Consider the following 17,881-nt stretch of genomic DNA (forward strand, 5'->3'; position numbering starts at 1 on the left):
TGGATTTAATACGATTGGTATAATTGCTAGGTGATATACGCCTATTCATTCAATCTCATCATCCCAAAGTGTATTCGCTGCTAAAATACGAGCCCAAATAAAAGCCGCTTACTGCAGAACAGTGAGCGGCTTTTGGTTTAGAGCAACGGATTTAGCTCAAGGTATTAATTTCTCACTAAATCCAGTTCTTGGATTAGGTTATCGGCATGGTCGACTTCGTCCATCATCCACAGGATATAGCGGATATCCACGTGCACGGCACGGGTGATGGTTGGGTTGAAGAACCAATCTTTAGTGATCGCCTCGTAGGTGGAGTCGAAGTTAAGACCTACTAACTCACCTTTACCGTTGAAGACGGGTGAGCCGGAGTTGCCGCCTGTGGTGTCAACGCTCGATAAGAAGTTAACCGGTACAGAGTTAAATTCTTCGGGTTTGTCTAAGCAAGAGAAGAGTCTGCAAATCCAGCCACGGGGATCTTGATAAACCGACTTCACTAAATGATTGCCAAAACGCTGCTCGCTAATCGCATCGAGGAGCTTTTTCGGTGCATTGTAGGGCTCTACGCCTGTGTGTTTCGCGACTATGCCATCAAGACGAGTAAACGGCTGTTTGTAGAGAGCATCACGGGATTGATAACCATCGACCATGCCGTAGCTGATACGTAGCGTACCGTTGGCGTCAGGGTAGACTGGCCAGTTGTTGGCTTTATAGTATTCGATCACTGCGGCCATATAGTCTGGGCGAGCAGTGGATAACTTGCCGTCTAAGATTTTTTCCGTTTTTTCCTGCGCCATATTGGTGTCGTAAAGTGCTACGGCTAAACGAATAAAGGGATCGGCACTGGTTTCGAAGGCGTTAACATCGGCATTCATCCACGCCAGACGTTGGACTTGATCTGTGAGCGTCGTGAGTGAGTACAAGCCATCGAGTTTAGCTGCGAGATCGGCATCTTTCGTGTTCACATTTAGCATCTCATCGAGCGCTGCCACGCGATTCGACTGACCTAGGTAAGCATTTAAATCCTGTAACCACAATGTCCTATCGACTTTGACATCGAAACTCGAATCGATCCGTTTAAGGCGCGAGCTCAGCATAGCCATATCACGCTCTTGATAGCCTTGTTCGCGTTCGGCATCGGGCTTTTGTCTTTCTTTCGCAAGACGATACAAGCTGTTTGCTGCGGTTAGCAGGGTACTCGATTGGGCATTGGTAAAGTAGTAATTGCTTTGGAACGCTTGTTGTTGCTCGGCAAGTAACACTTCTAACTCAGCGATGAGGTTTTGATTTAGCTTAGGATTTTGTTTAAGCCAAGCTAAAAAATTATCCTCACGACTTTGTTTAATGCCCACGATATCCGTAGCTTTAAAACCGGCAAGTAGACCGTTGAGTTTTTTCATCCGGTTGGCCATTGATGCCATATTGCCAGCGTACTTAATGGCGATGTCGGCATCTTTCTGTCCCATAGCCTCGATAGTATCAATCTGTAATTGATAGCGTTTAGCTTGGGTGGGATACAGCCAGTCGCTGGCAAACTTAAGCTCACTAGTGAGGTTATAGCGACTGGTAGAGCCTGGATAACCTGCGACGAACACGCCGTCACCGGCTTTCACGCCATCGGCGTTGATTTTAAGGTAACTCTTTGGCTTGTAAGGGATGTTATCGTCGCTATAGGCAGCGGGTTGGCCATCTTTTCCGACGTAAGCTCGCAGGAAGGCAAAATCACCCGAGTGGCGTGGATATTCATAGTTATCGATATCGCCGCCGTAGGCACCGACACTTTCTGGTGGTGCATAGACTAAGCGTACATCGCGGATCATCAATTGTTTGATTAAGTAATATTCTAGGCCGTTATGGAAACTGCGGACATTACAGCGATAGTTAGCATCGGCTTCACAGCTTTTGATCAATTCTTTGCTGTGATTTTGAATGTCTTCGTAACGGCTCAGCGGATCTTGGCTTAGGCCTTGATTGATTTGGGCGGTGACATCGGTTACTGCCTCTGTGATGTATAAACGTTCGTTAGGACCGGCAGAGGGTTCCTTGTCCATTGAGATCGCTAAAAAGCCTTGTTCGAGATAGTTATGTTCTTTCTTGGTGTTATATTGTATCGCCTTGAAGGCACAATGGTGGTTTGTCACAACTAGCCCTTGGGGGGAGACAAAACTGGCGGTACAATAGCCCAGCCCTACCACGGCGTTCATGGGATAACTTGTCAGATCGGCCAGTTTTTCGGCAGGAATATCGATTCCGCGTTCACTGAGTTTGTCTGCAATAGAAGTCATTTGATAAGGTTGCCATTGTCCTTCGTCGGCAGTTGCTATGCCGGATGTCATTACTAAGGCCGCAACCAATGCAATACGCATGTTCTTTCCTTATTGATTATTAGAGTGTCCGTTGGAATGAGATAACAGGCGAGTGTAAACATCCTGTTTGCTTGACGCGGGTTTTATATCATATTTTGTTAAGTTGTTGGAAATCGGGAGCGTTAATGTCACAACAAGGTGCTTTTAAGCCTAAAAGTAAGCCAAGAGATTTGCAGCTTGATGGACTCAAGCTGCCACCGCATTCCATTGAGGCTGAACAATCGGTATTAGGCGGCTTGATGTTAGATGCCGAAGCGTGGGACAGGGTCGCTGAGGCCGTCGTAAAAGATGACTTTTACTCCCGTTCACACAAGATGATCTTCTCTGCCATGCACAGATTGGTCGATTTGGGGCAGCCGATCGATTTGATCACGGTTTCTGAACAGCTCGAAGTTGAAAATCAATTAGAAGATGCCGGTGGTTTTGCCTATTTAGGTGAAATTGCCAAAAATACTCCCAGTGCGGGCAACATTTTATCCTACGCTGAAATCGTCCGTGAACGTGCCGTAGTACGTGACATGATCCGCGTCGCGCACGAAATTGCCGATGCGGGTTACAACCCAGAAGGCCGCGACTCGGGTGAATTACTCGACCTTGCTGAGAGTAAAGTCTTTAAGATCGCTGAGATGCGAACCAATGCCAACGAAGGTCCCGAAGGCATTAAAACCATTCTAGAAAAAACCGTCGATAAGATTGAGCAGCTTTACAATAACCCCCACAACGGTGTGACTGGGGTGTCGAGCGGCTTTAACGATCTGGATAAGATGACCGCTGGCTTCCAGTCCGGTGACTTGATTATCGTTGCGGCGCGTCCTTCTATGGGTAAAACCACTTTTGCGATGAACTTGTGCGAACAAGCCGCAATGAATGAAGACAAACCTGTGCTTATTTTCAGTCTCGAGATGCCGTCAGAACAGATCATGATGCGTATGTTGGCCTCCTTGGGCCGCGTCGATCAAACCAAAATCCGTACCGGTCAGCTCGATGATGAGGATTGGGCGCGGGTTTCATCGACCATGGGTATCATGCTCGAGCAAGGCAAAATGTATATCGATGATGGTTCGGGCTTAACGCCAACTGAAGTTCGTAGCCGCGCGCGTCGTATCGCCCGTGAATACGGCGGTCTGTCGATGATCATGATAGATTACCTGCAGTTAATGCAGGTGCCCGCCTTGAAAGATAACCGTACCTTAGAGATTTCTGAGATTTCACGCTCGCTCAAGGCATTAGCTAAAGAGTTGGAAATTCCGATTATTGCTCTGTCACAGCTTAACCGCTCGCTCGAGCAAAGGGCCGATAAACGCCCGGTAAACTCGGATTTGCGTGAATCGGGCGCTATCGAGCAAGATGCGGATCTCATCATGTTTATTTATCGCGATGAAGTGTATAACAACGATTCTCAAGATAAAGGTACGGCTGAAATCATTATCGGTAAGCAACGTAACGGCCCGATTGGTCGAGTGCGACTCACCTTCCAAGGGCAATTTTCGCGCTTCGATAATTATGCCGGACCTCAGTTTGAAGAAGACTAAATTGACGTTTGAAATAGTCGGTTTGTGTTTGCGGAAGATGAGCTGTGTTGATGTATTTTTTATCTCCGTGACTTTTTATTTCCTGAGTAAGCAAGGTAAATTTTGAACCCTTTTCCCCGTGCAGAAATTAGCAGTAGTGCACTGCAAACCAATCTCGCTGCGTTGCGTCAACAGGCCCCAGCGAGTCGCGTGATGGCCGTCGTTAAAGCCAACGGCTATGGTCATGGATTATTGAATGTCGCCCATTGTTTAGTCAGTGCCGATGGCTTTGGTTTAGCCCGATTAGATGAAGCCTTAGAATTACGAGCGGGCGGCGTGACAGCGCGTTTGTTATTGCTGGAAGGTTTTTTCCGCGCCACCGATTTACCTTTGCTCATCGGGCATGATATCGACACTGTGGTGCACCATAGTTCTCAGCTGGAGATGTTGGAGCAAACTGTATTGTCTAAGCCTGTGACTGTTTGGCTGAAAGTGGATTCAGGCATGCACCGCTTAGGCTTTACACCCGAGCAATTTTCAACGGTTTACGCAAGGTTAATGGCCTGTCCCAATGTGGCAAAACCGATTCATTTAATGACGCATTTTGCCTGTGCAGATGAGCCTGATAATAGTTATACCTCAGTGCAGATGGCGGCTTTTAATAGCTTAACGGCTGGCTTGCCCGGATTTAGAACCTTAGCCAACTCCGCGGGTGCCTTGTATTGGCCGCAAAGCCAAGGCGATTGGATCCGTCCGGGAATCGCCCTCTATGGTGTCTCACCCGTCACGGGGGATTGCGGTGCGAATCACGGGCTAGTTCCTGCGATGGAACTGGTATCACAGTTGATTGCGGTGCGGGATCATAAGGCCAATCAGCCTGTGGGTTATGGTTGTTTTTGGACCGCGAAGCAAGATACTCGTTTAGGTGTCGTCGCAATTGGTTATGGTGATGGTTATCCCCGTAATGCACCGGAAGGTACACCTGTGTGGGTCAATGGTCGTCGCGTACCCATAGTTGGTCGCGTCTCTATGGACATGTTGACGGTCGATTTAGGCCAAGATGCGCAGGACAAGGTTGGCGATAGCGCTTTGTTGTGGGGTAAAGCATTACCTGTAGAAGAAGTCGCTGAGCATATTGGTACTATCGCTTATGAATTAGTCACTAAGCTCACTCCAAGAGTCGCGGTTTGTTTGGCTTAGTTGAGCTTTGATAACTTTATCTCGTGATGTTACCTCCATGAGCTTAGACTCACGGGTTTCGTCTTCTCCTAGGCATGGTTTCGTCGACCTAGTCTCGTGAAATAAACCGCCTTGGCTTAAGCGAGTTAAGCTCAAAATGCAGCATTATAAAAACGGTGTCTTAAACACCGTTTTTTTTATTTGTGGTAATCCTAGAATAAAGTTCCGTGATGAATCACTAGCATTATCCTTGCATTAGCTGACAGCAGTGAATAAAACCCTGTTACCTGCTCGTCCCTAGTTTGTTATTTGTTGAACGAGTAGGGCTTAGATAAGCGAATTTCACTTAAGTATTCATGTGTTGGCAGGGTGACTCGATATGTTTACGGATAGAGCCGTGCGAGTTGAACAGGTCTTAGACACAAATGAGAAAGTAGATGAACAGTAGCGGTATATTCAGATGATGTTAAACCAGCCGTTCTGATCTTTGTTATCTGGCTTTAAATAAGCGAATGAAACATAAGAACCAGAGCGACAGGAGCGTTAATGTCATTTGAGCCATCTTGGCTTAGTACATTATAAGTTATTAGTTTTCAAAACATATTTCGATATAAGCAGTCCCATGTGGGCTGGTAAATGGCATAATAATCTTAGTGCCATTAGCTTTATGGGAAATGGTGTGGCCTTTTCCTGACACGACCATAGGGGTGGCCATTTCAAATTCATAGCCTTTTTGACCCAATAGATTTTTTGCGCCACCAGTCACCATATTGGTAATTTCACCCACTAAGTCAGTCACTTCCTCGTTAATTTTACCCGGGTTTTCGCCCAGCATATTCTGCATTATCTGCAAAACTAGCTTTTGTTCGAAGGTAATTGATAGTGATCCTTTTGTTTGAGGGCCAACGAGTCCAATAAGGCCTGACACATCCCCCTTTGCTAAGTTATCTGATTTGATTTGAGGTTTGCCCGGCGTCAAATCCATACTCGCCATAGTTGAGATGACATTGAGCAGAGATTGGAGGAAAGGATTAATAAAATTAACGTTCATGCCTAAGTTTGTCCTCTTTTGAGCCTAAACCATGGAGTAATGGCATGGCTTAAGGCTATTAGAAAAGTTGCTTATTGACAGCAATCTTGATCACACTCTTCAGCTTAGATGACACAAATGGAAATGTGAGGTTAATTTCACTATTTTCTTGTTATTTAGCGTAAAGAGCTTTCCATGAAAATGCTTAAAACGATACTGCAACAGCACATTTTTACATGATATCCACTCAGGTTAGAAGATGAGTTTCAATCTAAAGGCTGATAGTGCTGGTTACTATACTGCAAATTGAGGATCACGGTCATTTCAGTAGACGTTTAAAGTTTTAATGTTAAATTTCTTTATTTACAAATAATTATGAAATTTTAACCATAAATTTAGCTCAAATGATGCCTGTAGCATTTAACGATGATAAAAGCTGAAACTGTGATTTACATTAAACTTGAATGTAAATGATAATAATTATTGATCACACAAATGATTTTACATATATTAGCGGGCGATTAACAGGTGGGGGACATCTGTTACAGGGTTTAGTCCGCAACAGGAATGCTTTTAATGAAATTTGCAAAACGCCGTAATGGTCGAGTCGCACTCGGTGCCCACGTTTTAGGTTCGTTAACTATAGGTATGGCTGTATCAGCTACCCCTGCAATAGCAGCGGAGCAGGCACAAGTCGCTGGTAAGAAAGTCGAACATATTGAGGTTAACGGCGAATATTTGGGTTACAACACGCGCAAAGTTCAGTCTGGTAAATTTACTGATGATCTGCTCAATAGCGCTAAAACTGTCACTGTGATTAACCAAGATTTGATCAAAGACATGGGGGCACAAAGTTTTACCGATGCTCTGCGGGCAACCCCAGGTATTACACTTGGTACGGGTGAAGGTGGTAATCCCTATGGTGACAGACCGTTTATTCGTGGTTATGACGCTCAATCTTCGACGTTTATTAATGGTATGCGAGATGTGGGTTCCCAGAGCCGTGAGACTTTTAACATCGAACAAATCGAGGTGCTGAAGGGGCCTAGTTCAGTTTATAACGGCCGTGGTGCTGTTGGCGGCAGCATCAATATTGTGACGAAAAAAGCCCAAGCAGAAGATTTTATTAATGCGGATGTGGCGATTGGTACTGATTCCTTAAAACGCGCGAGTCTTGACGTTAACCATGTAATTGCTGATGAAGCTGCGGTGCGGGTGAACTTAATGGCACACGATGCCAATACACCGGGTCGTGATGAAGTCTCTGGTAATCGCTGGGGCATTGCACCCTCAGTGACCTTTGGTTTGACGACACCCACTAAAGTGACGTTGGAATACTATCATTTTGAAAACCATGACATACCTGATTATGGGATCCCCTATGATCAAGCAACTGGTGAGCCTGCCGATGTCGATCCTAATAATTTTTATGGCTTATTGTCGCGGGATTTTCGCGATAATAATGACGACACAGCTTCAGTGCTGATAAGCCATGACTTCAACAATGACATGCAATTTACTTCGACCTCAGTGTATAGCCGTAATACCAATTATTACATTGTGACCAACCCCGATGACACGACAGGCAATGTCGCCAATGGTTATGTCTGGCGTAATACTAAATCGCGCCACTCAGTGACTAAAACGCTTGCAACCCAATTACAGTTGGCGGGTGAGGCTAAACTGGCTGGATTCACCAACCGTTTTGCGATTGGTACTGAGTTTAGCAACGAGCGCACCAGCAACTTAAGTTATACGGTCGATACGGGGAATGGTCGTAATGCGGGTTGTAATGATGCACTGCTGGCTAATTACAATTGTACTTTGCTATCTAACCCTAACCCTCACGATCCTTGGGTCGGCAGCGTAACACTAGGGACTGATGCTACTGTAACCGAAACAGACACTCGCTCAGTTTATGCTTTCAATACCATAGAGTTGAATGAATCTTGGATGATTAACGGCGGCGTACGCTGGGATGATTACAGCACTGCTGCACAGAACTCGACCTCATCACTATCCAATGACGATGATTTTTTAAACTACCAGCTATCAGTGCTGTATAAACCTGCGGTTAATGGCAGTATCTATGCGGCGTGGGGCACATCTTCGAATCCGCCAGGAACATCTAATGGTGATGGTTCAGATCGTCTTGGTAGTAACAATGAAGATTTAAAACCTGAAGATACTGAAAGTTACGAGCTAGGTACTAAGTGGGATCTCTTTAGTGGCCGTTTATCGCTAAATGGTTCAGTATTCCAAATTGAGAAAAACAACGCTCGCGTTGCAACTTCTGCTGATCGCAATTCACCGCAAGAAAACGTCGGTGAGCAGAAAGTGAAGGGCTTCGAAATTGGTTTTTCAGGTGATATCACTGAGCATTGGCATGGATTTGGTGGATACACCTATCTTGATGCTAGTCTAGAAAGTAATGGATTTAATGCCGCTTTCGATGGCAATCGTTTCCCTAATACGGCCAAAAATAGCATCAGTTTATTTACGACTTATGACATTACTGAGCAGTTAAATGTCGGAACTGGCGCCTACTATATGGGTCAGGTTTATGGTAATACCGCCAATACCTTATCGATTCCTTCATACTGGCGTTTTGATGTGGTTTCATCTTACAAGATGAATGACTTTCTGACCCTGCGCTTGAATGTGCAAAACCTAACGGACGAGCGTTATTACGATAAAGCCTATACCGCGCATTTTGCTAACATGGCGCCTGGACGTTTGGTCATGTTAAGTGCTGATATACATTTTTAATGTTAGGCATTAGCCAATGTTACGGCAGCCTTCGGGCTGCCTTTTATGTTTTATAAACGCTATAAGTCATACGTATTTTTGCCCTATGGAACCCTGAGATGCTGATTGAAATTCCTAATGTTTTCTCAAAACAAGAAGTGAGTCACTTACGCGAACAGTTAGATGTCCGCCGCTGGATAGACGGTAATCAAACCTCTGGCGCAATGGCGACAACCCGTAAACGGAATCAACAGTTAGACAAAGACGATCCCGTGGCTATTCGCATCGGTGAGCTGATTATGGAACGCTTACTGGCCCATCCATTATTTGTATCGGCGGCCTTGCCATTACAGTTTTATCCTCCCTTATTTAACCGTTATCAAGGCGGAGAAACTTTTGGTTATCATATTGATAATGCAATTCGCTCGACAAACGAGGGTATGGTGCGTACCGATCTTTCTGCGACCTTGTTTCTCAGTGAACCAGAAAGCTATCAGGGCGGCGAATTAGTAATCCAAGATACCTATGGTCAGCAAAGTATTAAGCTTGCTGCCGGCTCATTAGTCTTGTATCCCTCGACGAGTTTGCATCAGGTAACTCCTGTGACCTCGGGAGAGCGTACCGCTGCCTTTATGTGGTTGCAAAGTATGGTGCGTGATGAAGGTCAGCGTCGTTTGCTATTTCAACTTGATCAATCGATTCAATCTTTGACAGCACAAACCACGGCAGAACAAGAGTTGTTTAATTTGACGGGGATTTACCATAACTTACTCAGGCGTTGGAGCGAGCTATAGTTTTGGCTCAGAGACAGGCCTCAATTCCAGCTTAAACTCCCCAAAGTGGTCAGTTTAGGATATAATCCGCTAGCTCTGAGGGGGCAATAAAACAGTAAACGTTAACTCGTTTACTGTTTTTCCATTTTTAAGCATAAGGTTTATTGGTAATCTGCGGCTTAAATTAAGGTTCTTTACCTTTCTAAGCGATAACTTACTGGCAAATTTTAATTACTTGAGTCGATAGTAACGTGTTGAAAAATAATCTTAATGATGGCCTACTGCTCGACCGCACCTTTTCCATTGCGCCCATGCTGGATAGGTAGGATTTTAATTTAACTATCTGATTTATATAAGGTGGTTAAAAGTGTGGTTCACTATAGGATCACCGATTTTAAAAAGTTGTTTCATGGTTCCCCGCTGGTGATATGATTGCTCAATAAACATTGAGGTGATCTATGGATAGAAAATCTTTAATACTACTCGCGCTGGTTTTAACGAGCGGTCCTACTTTTTCGGCCTTTGCCGAAGTCTATAAATGTGCTGATGGAAAGTATCAAGCCGATCCCTGTGATGAAAACAGTCAGCCAGTTGATTTAAGTGGCGTCGGTAGCTTTATTAAAAGCAGTGACAGCATTTCTCAATCAAGCGTGAGTTCAAACGCTACCTCTGATAAGAAAAAAGAAATCAGTACCTATATCGAGAAGCAACGTATTGCCCGAGAGATCACTCGGCTTGAGGGTGATCGTAAGCGGGTGATTGCTGAACGTGACCAGCGCTTACGTAATCTGCGCGAAAGTCGGCAGTATGCGAATAACAACTTAGCCGGTGCAACGTGGGAGCAAAGCTTGGCGCAGGAAATGACAGCCACCGCCCAAGAGGCCGATACGCAGGTTTCATCTATCGATCGGCAGATTGAGCAGCTTAAAGACGAGTTAAAATAGTGCATGCACGTTTTCCTGATTGTGTATTTGGTTAAGTACTGATAAATTTCTTTTATTACAGTTGATTAGCCGTCTCGCGTTTTTTACTGGTTAATGAGGTTAACGCGCATGCGCACTAAGACGTTATGTTTCCAAGGGAATTGTGTGCCATATATGCTTTTCAAAAAATGTGTATTTATAATTTCTCTTTCAATAATATCTGTCTCGTGTGCGCCTGTAGTTAGAGATTACTACAAGCCAATATATAGCGAAGGAGTTACACACAGTAGTGGCTGCGGAAGCTCTGGCCCTGCGGATAAAATATCAATACAGCTTAGTGGGGGAGTTGAGCTCGAAGTATCTAGCTCTAGTTCAGCAAAAAACGAGAGATTTAATAATTTTTATTTTGCAGCTTCAATTCTTGCACCATCTGGAACATATTTTCAGTTTGAGAGCGACGAAATTGTCATTACTGACAATACAACAAACAAAATATGGAATGTAAAAATTACTGAATTAATCACACGGACAGAGAATATTTCAAATGCTAATTCTGGTGAGTCAGCGAATAAGGATGAATATCTCCGTGTTAATCCAACATCAAAGATAAGCGGTAATACCTTTTTTGGCTATAACACACTGTTCGGTAAAAAGTATTTTAATTCGGGTGCGTCAATAAGTATTTTTTCAAGAGATATTGAGTATAAATTGGAAAATTACTCTATCCAGTTACCATCCATTATTATAAATGGTAAAAAATACATTATTGAACCTATAAGATTTTTACATGTGCGAAGCATAGGAATAGACCCACTAAATTGTTAACATATTGTTCCAGTATCGCTCCGGCACTTCGTGCCTGCGCTGGACTGTTTTAAACTCGCGGTTTTATGGTTTTGCTGCGCAAAAGTGTTCCATAAAACTACAATTTAAAAACTGCCGCTGAACTCGGCGTTAAGTTGCAAAGGGAATTTGACACTGATGAGTAGTACAAAAGTATGGATGATAATCTTAAGTATTACTCTGCTTTATCCCGCATTTTATTGCATCCATGGAGTTTTAGTTACCCTTGATACAATAAACCCAAGGAGCCATGAAGGTAATCTGATCGTTGGCATAATGTGGATGTATTCATCAATTGTCTGGATCCCATACTTTTTAATCCTTGGTTTTAACTGGAAGAAGTTATCCAACGCTTTTAAACTGTTTTGTTCATTCTCATCAATTGTAATTTTTGGCTGTGTTATTTACTCGCTTACAATAAGTTAGCAGCTTAACAAGGCAATTAATAACTGACCCGTAACAGTTGGCTAGGTTTCGCTTCGCTTCACATTTTAGCCAACTATTACTTGTCCGCTTATTGCGGCGTTAGAACTACTAATCAGGGATGGGTGTATATGTTACTAAAAGTGTTGTTCTCTCTCAGTTTGCTATTGAATGTTTACCTCATTTTTTGGTTCATTAAGAATAGTTACACCATCGAAGCTCACCCTAAATTAATGCGTGATAATTTTGTTTTATCCCAATTTGTGAACAGCTCACTTACTAAAGACGAGCTTTTAATGATTGCAAAATCCAAATTAGGTATTGAGAAAGTAAAAGAACAATATAATCACCAATCATGGGACGATAAAAAATTTGCATCGTCTGTAATAATCGAGGGCATTAGCTTCTTTTTCAACGAAAAAGATGAATTAATGCAAGTAGACCACTCGTACAAAGCGTGTTCACCTTTATGGGTAAGGGAGTTTTAATAAACAAATTGTGGTCTAAACGTAAACAACACGCTGCATATTCGAAGCATTAGCCCCCACAAATCAGCAAAATCACATCCGTACTGCGTCCGTACAAGTTGCGCTGTGGTTGTTTAAACTTTATACTCCAATCCATTACGGATTTACTCCGTACGATAGGAGGTTTTATGGCTACTGCAAGACTTGATATCCGTTTGGATGAAGAGATCAAAGCTAAGGCTGAGAAAGCATCGGCTTTGCTTGGGTTAAAAAGCTTAACTGAATACGTTGTTCGCTTAATGGACGAAGATTCAACTCAGGTGATTGCTGAGCATGAAAGCATTACTGTTAAAGCTGATGTGTTCGACCAATTCATAATGGCTTGTGATGAGGCTAAGGCCCCGAACAAGGCATTGCGTGAAGCGGCAGCATTTACTAAACGTGGTGAGTTTAAGTGAGTTATTCCAAGACTTTTAAAGAATTGGATAAATCACAACACGATAGAGCATCATTTGACTGTGGCGAAGCAGAGTTAAACGATTTTATCCAAACTCAAGCAGCGAAACACATGCAAGCAGGTATTAGCCGTACAATGTTTTTACCTGCTGCTACGCCATTACCCAATCAAAAATACCCAATTTGCTCGTTTTATACTATCGCACCAAGTTCAATTTGCCGTGATACCTTGCCGCAAGCCATGGGTAAAAAGTTACCACGCTATCCCATTCCGGTCTTTCTGCTTGCTCAACTTGCCGTCCATAAAGAGTTTCATGGCAGTGGGTTAGGTAAAGCTAGTTTAATCAAAGCGCTAGAATACCTTTGGGAGATTAACGCTCACATGCGAGCTTATGCCATTGTTGTCGATTGTTTAACTGGCCAAGCTGAGTCATTTTACGCTAAGTATGGTTTCGAGGTGCTTTGTGAAATCAACGGTCGTGTAAGAATGTTTATTCCAATGAAAACAGTCGGTCAGTTATTCACTTAGCTACAAGCTCCCCACCTTACCTGTCATGCTGCCTATTCCTCACATTCAGGCTTAGAAACTGTCTTTTGTATTCATAACGACTCAGTCTTAGATGCTGTTATGTATACAGTATTATTCGATTTGATCACATTTCACGAAATAAAACCAAAATAGTTTTGCTCGTTTACAGGGCTAGTGCCAGTATATGCCATTTGTAATCAATGACTTATTTGCACGTTGCTTGAGATAGTAGGTTTGGAAGTCACGCATCTGTGTTTTTCCGCATGGTTTATTTGTTAAAGAACTGATAAGTTCCTTTTATTACAAGTAATTAACTATGCGCGTTTTTACTATTTTAATGAGGTAAACAGCGCAGCGCATAAATACTGAGGCGTTAGGTATTTAAATGAGTATGGGTTCACAAATTGCTGCATTCTGCAAAGATGTAAGTAAAAACAAAAAGATGTGGACGATCCTATTTGAGGACGACAGTCTCCTTAAATGGGAAAACGAAGATGGTTCAGTGGTTATCCCTATTTGGTCAACTCAGACTCGAGTGGAAAAAGCGATAAGTCTTCTTGTCGAGCTTGAGAATATTGAATCTAGTTATTTGCCACTAGAAATATTTATAGATGAATGGGCACCGGAGTTAGATAGATCACAAGTAAGAGTTGGCCCGAATTGGAGTGGAGATAACCTTAGTGGCACTACATTTGGTGCTTTAGAGATTATTCAAAGAATAAAAAGATATGAAACGGAAGGTGAATCAAACACCTAACAAGGGTTTTCAAGTCGGACTAGTAACAGCTTGCTCGGTTCCACTTCGTTTCACATTTTAGCAAGCTATTATTAGCCGCTTCAAACGGCGTTAGGTGCGAAAAACAGCGCGACGGGGCCATCTTCGGTGTCGTGAATACTCAGCAAGAATGAGCCGGCCTTGTCGCAAACGGGTTGCCAATCGCTGATATCGGTATCGCCCTCGTCAAAGTAACGCTCGATGAGGTTTTCAGAGGCGTCGAGTTCAAACCAAATCGCCACAAATTCGCCGCCTTGGCGTGCTGCCCATGCTTCACACTCTGCGCGGGTTACGCCTTCGTCCCACTCGGGCAAATCTGGATGGGTCCAATAACCTTCTTCACGTTCTATAGTTGCTGCTTGTATCGGGTTCATGCTGCTTCTCCTTTTATCCTGAGTTTTGATTCTGCGTTGAGTGCGAATACTTCGGCGTCGGCTTGGCCAAAGTCGCTGCACTCGATGGCGTTAAAAGACTTACAAATGCCCCAACCGTGATAGTTGTTGGGGGTGTACTTCACTTCGATTTGTTGCTGATCGCACATCAAGGTGAAGTAGGGCTTAGATAGCGTGACCACGCCATCTTTAGTGCTAAACGTATTCATGCCGCCTCCATGTTTTGGTTGTCGCTGGTTTGGCTGACTGGCGGGTGGCAGGGCAGGCGCATTGGGTGATATCGGTACGAATACACTATGGTGCGGCTAATGCCCTTGGCTAAGTTGGTTAAGCCGTTGCCCAAGGCTTGCCAGTAAAGGCAATCTAACGCGCCGAGCGCCAGCGCGATTTTGATGCTGTCGCCCGTTGTGGCCTTGAGTAACAGGCTTAACTTATGGCTGCGGTAATGATTTAACAGATGGCGAAACGCCGCTGATTGAGTCATTTAGGCCACCTGCTTCGGTTGCAAAGGGGTTGTTAGCAAAGCGCTTGATTGCAAATGAGTTGATTGCAGCTTGGCCCAGTCGATGGCTTTAATGGCCTCGACCGTGGCGGCGATTTGCTCTAGCTTCTTTTGCCCGCGCATAAAGTTTGAAAGCTCAATACCGTGGCGAGCCGCCGCACGTTCGGCGGGCAGGGCGCTGGTGTAATGCAGCGTTAACGCGGCAATCACCTCGGGCGAACTAATACGGGTGAGCGACAGCAATAACGCAACACGCTCTTGTGATTCAAAGCCCGGGAGTAAGTGGTTCATGCTGCACCGCCTGTGGTACTGATCACCCTGAACTCGATCACCCACACCCACGGGTTAGCATCAACGTTGTGATAGATTTGCTCCCAAGTGCGCAGGAATGCCGCCCGTGGCTTCTCATACCAGCCCGCCGATTTCGCCGCGGCTGAGCGTGAATGATCAAAACCCTCTTTTATGGCATCGTCTTCTGAGATCTCATTCAATCGCTCAACCCTGATCACAGTGACTTCCAGCAGAATGCGCGCCGCCCAGCGTGGCATGTGGATAGACGGAATAAACCCGCGATATTCTGCGCCACGGTAATCAAAATCTTCATCACCTGTGCCTGCCGTTAATCCGCCACAGACATAATGCAAATCAGGCCAGTGTGCTTTGGTCATTGCCTCACGCACCCACAGCCGATCACCAAGCGTGCCGAACGGTGAAACAAACGCGCAATCTTCATCGCTAACACCAAAAACCTCATGATTGGCTGGTTGATAGAATCCCTGCTTATCAATGATTGTCGGCGTATACCATTCGGCATTTTTAGAAAATGGCGCCCAATCATCATGCGGCTGAGCTTTAAACATTCTGCGCGTTTGTGTTTTACGTCCATCAAGGATGGCTTGCACCATTTCGGTATTGAAGATAATAGGGCGCTGTTTCATGCTGCCACCTCGTCACATGGGTATTGCTTCCTTACATTGGCAATCGCGTCTTCCATGCTGGGATGGCGTTCATTCATTCTGCCTTCACGTTGATGGCGCTTATGTGCAACGAGCTTCAACATGCGCGGGCCCGATGGCTCGATTTGAAAGCGGATCATGCGGTCATGTGCAAGAACGACGGCAGTCGTGAGGGCGCTATAGTCGAAGGTAGACATGTAATGCGCGCTAGTGCTGTTGATTGATAACCCGTGCTCACCACAGGCTTGGATTTTGCCAAACATGTGATTGCCGCCGTTGTGAATGTCACAAAGGAAATCAAAACACTCACGTTGATCTGCATTGAGCCAAGGGTAATGTTTGGCATAAAAATCATGTTGATTGCTCATGCTGCCTCCTTGCTTTGGGTGGCTTCGTCGTATTGGCGGATGGCAAACACAATCGCGAAACAGCACCAGATAAAGCGATAGGTGAAAGGGTCTTTCCAGCCATCCCAAAAATCATCTAACGTCATGCCGCCCGCATCTTCTTCATCCCAATTATTGAGGCGATAAACCACATCCCACTCGGCGTTTTCGTGGTTTTGGGTAAACTCCTTAACGGCATTTGTCGCGCTGTTAATCGCCTCTGCCTCTTCTTCGTTCGTTGGGTCCAGCCCTTCGACAAACCACTGCAAAAACTGCTCAAGGCGTTGATCGGCTTGCTTGGCATCAAACTCGCGAGTGCCGTCGGTTTTACACTCAGCCAGTACCTTTTCTTCCCAGTAACTCGCATTCACACCCCAGTCATTATCGCTTTGGCGAAAGAAGCAAAACATGTCCTGAACCCGAGAAAATACGTAACAGCCCATATCGCCACTGATGCACAAATGCTGCGGCCATGTGGTGATCTCAAAGCGATGCTCAAAGCTGCCTTGGCTGAGTACCATGTGGCGGAACACCCCATCATCTTTAAGAATGGTGAGTTGATGTTCGGCCACATCGTTTAAAAATGTTGCTCTCGTTGGGTGTGTCATACGCTATTCCTTCCTTTTGAATCAGCAGGGCTAAGCTGCGGCTTCGCCGTTAAACACCACCAGATTGATGATGGGTTTCTTGGTTTTGGGGTTCACCTTGTCCGATAGCTTGTGATAGCGAATATGCACATCGCGGTGGGCTTCTTGGGTCATGGCTAAAACAATGTATTGCTGGCACAGCGCGGGCGTCGATAACGAATGCGACAGGCGTTGTGGCTTCATGGTTTCAAACAAGTGCTGCGCCATATCATCCAACTTGGCTTGGTACTCCGCAGGGCTCAGTTGACGGCGGTTAGGGTGCGCGCCGACTGAGGTGCTGCACTTCTTGGCCGCTTGTTTTTTCGCTAAGGTCATGGACACGCCGTAAACAAAAAACATAGGTACCTCCCCACTGAGCCGCTGATTACGCTAAGTTGATTTGATCTTGCTTGGCGGCGTCGCGTTGCTTGTCGAGGTATTCGGCAAGGTCGGTGACATTGACCATCCAAGGCGCTTTGTTGCTGTTACTGGTGCGAAAGGCGGCTAAGGGCAAGCGGCCGGCTTTGGCATAGTTGGCCGCGGTACGCGGTTCGAGGCCAAAATACTCTTTGCTGATTTCATCCAGTGGCACTATCACTTTGTTGAACTGGGCCATAAGCAAAAACGCGGTGTTGATGCCTTTCATGTTGGTTGCTCCGCTTGGGTGAGTTGCAGCGGATGCACGTTAGTGGCCGCCTGTTCGTTACGCCACACCATCACCTTGCCGTACAAGCCTTGTTGGGGCTCGGTAAAGCGCAGGCAGAAGTTGAGCCCGAGTTCGCCCGTGTGGCGAATAAACTGGCGGTAAAAGGCTGGGCTTGGGTGGTGATAGGCAAAATGCTTGACCAGCTCGGCGCATCGGGCTTGCACCCGTGGGCAATCCATGGGGTCGGTGTGGCCCTTAGCCAGCGCCATCAAGCAGGCAAAACGTATTGCAACCAGTAGACGAAACTCATCGCGTTGCTTAGGTGTGGTGTGAACTTTTGCTAGAATCATTTC

At 45.1% G+C, this 17,881-nt stretch carries 22 protein-coding genes; 10 read left to right on the top strand and 12 right to left on the bottom strand.

Annotated elements, in window-relative coordinates; all coding sequences use genetic code 11:
* Positions 1 to 164 precede the first annotated feature (164 nt).
* Positions 165 to 2,363, bottom strand: coding sequence for a S46 family peptidase (locus AYJ58_RS06305; protein WP_106649435.1), 2,199 nt, complete (start codon positions 2,361 to 2,363; stop codon positions 165 to 167).
* 125 nt (positions 2,364 to 2,488) lie between these two features.
* Between AYJ58_RS06305 and dnaB the strand changes: the two genes are divergently transcribed.
* Positions 2,489 to 3,895 (top strand): replicative DNA helicase, encoded by a 1,407-nt coding sequence (gene dnaB / locus AYJ58_RS06310; protein WP_106649436.1) that lies wholly within the window; start codon positions 2,489 to 2,491, stop codon positions 3,893 to 3,895.
* Between the two features lie 102 nt (positions 3,896 to 3,997).
* Positions 3,998 to 5,074, top strand: coding sequence for an alanine racemase (gene alr / locus AYJ58_RS06315; RefSeq protein WP_106649437.1), 1,077 nt, complete (start codon positions 3,998 to 4,000; stop codon positions 5,072 to 5,074).
* Between the two features lie 565 nt (positions 5,075 to 5,639).
* On the opposite strand, the gene AYJ58_RS06320 is transcribed toward alr, so the two are convergent.
* Positions 5,640 to 6,104 carry a chemotaxis protein CheX gene (locus AYJ58_RS06320; RefSeq protein WP_006083037.1) on the bottom strand — a complete coding sequence of 155 codons (465 nt, stop codon included), beginning with the start codon at positions 6,102 to 6,104 and terminating at the stop codon, positions 5,640 to 5,642.
* A 555-nt stretch (positions 6,105 to 6,659) separates the two neighbouring features.
* Between AYJ58_RS06320 and AYJ58_RS06325 the strand changes: the two genes are divergently transcribed.
* From AYJ58_RS06325 to AYJ58_RS06360, 8 genes are all read left to right on the top strand, one after another.
* Positions 6,660 to 8,852: a TonB-dependent receptor gene (locus tag AYJ58_RS06325; protein WP_106649438.1), complete on the top strand. Its 2,193-nt coding sequence runs from the start codon at positions 6,660 to 6,662 to the stop codon at positions 8,850 to 8,852.
* A 98-nt stretch (positions 8,853 to 8,950) separates the two neighbouring features.
* Complete coding sequence (locus AYJ58_RS06330; protein WP_106649439.1) at positions 8,951 to 9,625, top strand: Fe2+-dependent dioxygenase; 675 nt, start codon at positions 8,951 to 8,953, stop codon at positions 9,623 to 9,625.
* A gap of 437 nt (positions 9,626 to 10,062) precedes the next feature.
* A complete protein-coding gene (locus AYJ58_RS06335; RefSeq protein WP_106649440.1) occupies positions 10,063 to 10,548 on the top strand; it encodes a hypothetical protein in 486 nt (161 codons plus the stop codon).
* 153 nt (positions 10,549 to 10,701) lie between these two features.
* Positions 10,702 to 11,352 (top strand): hypothetical protein, encoded by a 651-nt coding sequence (locus AYJ58_RS06340; RefSeq protein ID WP_106649441.1) that lies wholly within the window; start codon positions 10,702 to 10,704, stop codon positions 11,350 to 11,352.
* A 572-nt stretch (positions 11,353 to 11,924) separates the two neighbouring features.
* Positions 11,925 to 12,281, top strand: a complete 357-nt coding sequence (locus tag AYJ58_RS06345) for a hypothetical protein (RefSeq protein WP_106649442.1) — start codon at positions 11,925 to 11,927, stop codon at positions 12,279 to 12,281.
* Between the two features lie 167 nt (positions 12,282 to 12,448).
* Positions 12,449 to 12,718 carry a type II toxin-antitoxin system TacA family antitoxin gene (locus AYJ58_RS06350; RefSeq protein WP_012586779.1) on the top strand — a complete coding sequence of 90 codons (270 nt, stop codon included), beginning with the start codon at positions 12,449 to 12,451 and terminating at the stop codon, positions 12,716 to 12,718.
* The gene (locus AYJ58_RS06355; protein WP_106649443.1) at positions 12,715 to 13,245 is read left to right on the top strand and encodes a GNAT family N-acetyltransferase; all 531 of its coding nucleotides are present in this window, start codon (positions 12,715 to 12,717) and stop codon (positions 13,243 to 13,245) included. Before AYJ58_RS06350 ends, AYJ58_RS06355 begins: the two co-directional genes overlap by 4 nt.
* A gap of 385 nt (positions 13,246 to 13,630) precedes the next feature.
* Positions 13,631 to 14,002 (top strand): DUF2750 domain-containing protein, encoded by a 372-nt coding sequence (locus tag AYJ58_RS06360; RefSeq protein ID WP_106649444.1) that lies wholly within the window; start codon positions 13,631 to 13,633, stop codon positions 14,000 to 14,002.
* A gap of 80 nt (positions 14,003 to 14,082) precedes the next feature.
* On the opposite strand, the gene AYJ58_RS06365 is transcribed toward AYJ58_RS06360, so the two are convergent.
* From AYJ58_RS06365 to AYJ58_RS06410, 10 genes are read right to left on the bottom strand one after another with little or no spacing between them, the layout of a single operon-like run.
* Complete coding sequence (locus tag AYJ58_RS06365; protein ID WP_106649445.1) at positions 14,083 to 14,394, bottom strand: hypothetical protein; 312 nt, start codon at positions 14,392 to 14,394, stop codon at positions 14,083 to 14,085.
* The gene (locus AYJ58_RS06370) at positions 14,391 to 14,621 is read right to left on the bottom strand and encodes a hypothetical protein (RefSeq protein ID WP_106649446.1); all 231 of its coding nucleotides are present in this window, start codon (positions 14,619 to 14,621) and stop codon (positions 14,391 to 14,393) included. The genes AYJ58_RS06365 and AYJ58_RS06370 overlap by 4 nt, the downstream gene beginning before the upstream one ends.
* Positions 14,618 to 14,896 (bottom strand): hypothetical protein, encoded by a 279-nt coding sequence (locus AYJ58_RS06375; RefSeq protein ID WP_106649447.1) that lies wholly within the window; start codon positions 14,894 to 14,896, stop codon positions 14,618 to 14,620. The genes AYJ58_RS06370 and AYJ58_RS06375 overlap by 4 nt, the downstream gene beginning before the upstream one ends.
* Positions 14,897 to 15,205: a hypothetical protein gene (locus AYJ58_RS06380; protein WP_106649448.1), complete on the bottom strand. Its 309-nt coding sequence runs from the start codon at positions 15,203 to 15,205 to the stop codon at positions 14,897 to 14,899. It lies immediately after the preceding gene.
* Positions 15,202 to 15,852, bottom strand: coding sequence for a hypothetical protein (locus AYJ58_RS06385; RefSeq protein ID WP_106649449.1), 651 nt, complete (start codon positions 15,850 to 15,852; stop codon positions 15,202 to 15,204). Before AYJ58_RS06385 ends, AYJ58_RS06380 begins: the two co-directional genes overlap by 4 nt.
* Positions 15,849 to 16,238: a hypothetical protein gene (locus AYJ58_RS06390; RefSeq protein WP_106649450.1), complete on the bottom strand. Its 390-nt coding sequence runs from the start codon at positions 16,236 to 16,238 to the stop codon at positions 15,849 to 15,851. Before AYJ58_RS06390 ends, AYJ58_RS06385 begins: the two co-directional genes overlap by 4 nt.
* Positions 16,235 to 16,864 (bottom strand): hypothetical protein, encoded by a 630-nt coding sequence (locus AYJ58_RS06395; RefSeq protein WP_106649451.1) that lies wholly within the window; start codon positions 16,862 to 16,864, stop codon positions 16,235 to 16,237. Before AYJ58_RS06395 ends, AYJ58_RS06390 begins: the two co-directional genes overlap by 4 nt.
* A gap of 30 nt (positions 16,865 to 16,894) precedes the next feature.
* Positions 16,895 to 17,242 carry a hypothetical protein gene (locus AYJ58_RS06400; RefSeq protein ID WP_025007746.1) on the bottom strand — a complete coding sequence of 116 codons (348 nt, stop codon included), beginning with the start codon at positions 17,240 to 17,242 and terminating at the stop codon, positions 16,895 to 16,897.
* Between the two features lie 25 nt (positions 17,243 to 17,267).
* The gene (locus tag AYJ58_RS06405) at positions 17,268 to 17,528 is read right to left on the bottom strand and encodes a pyocin activator PrtN family protein (protein WP_106649452.1); all 261 of its coding nucleotides are present in this window, start codon (positions 17,526 to 17,528) and stop codon (positions 17,268 to 17,270) included.
* Complete coding sequence (locus AYJ58_RS06410) at positions 17,525 to 17,878, bottom strand: hypothetical protein (RefSeq protein ID WP_012196661.1); 354 nt, start codon at positions 17,876 to 17,878, stop codon at positions 17,525 to 17,527. The genes AYJ58_RS06405 and AYJ58_RS06410 overlap by 4 nt, the downstream gene beginning before the upstream one ends.
* Positions 17,879 to 17,881 lie beyond the last annotated feature (3 nt).

It is taken from the genome of Shewanella sp. Pdp11 (assembly GCF_002838165.1).
GTDB lineage: Bacteria > Pseudomonadota > Gammaproteobacteria > Enterobacterales > Shewanellaceae > Shewanella > Shewanella hafniensis.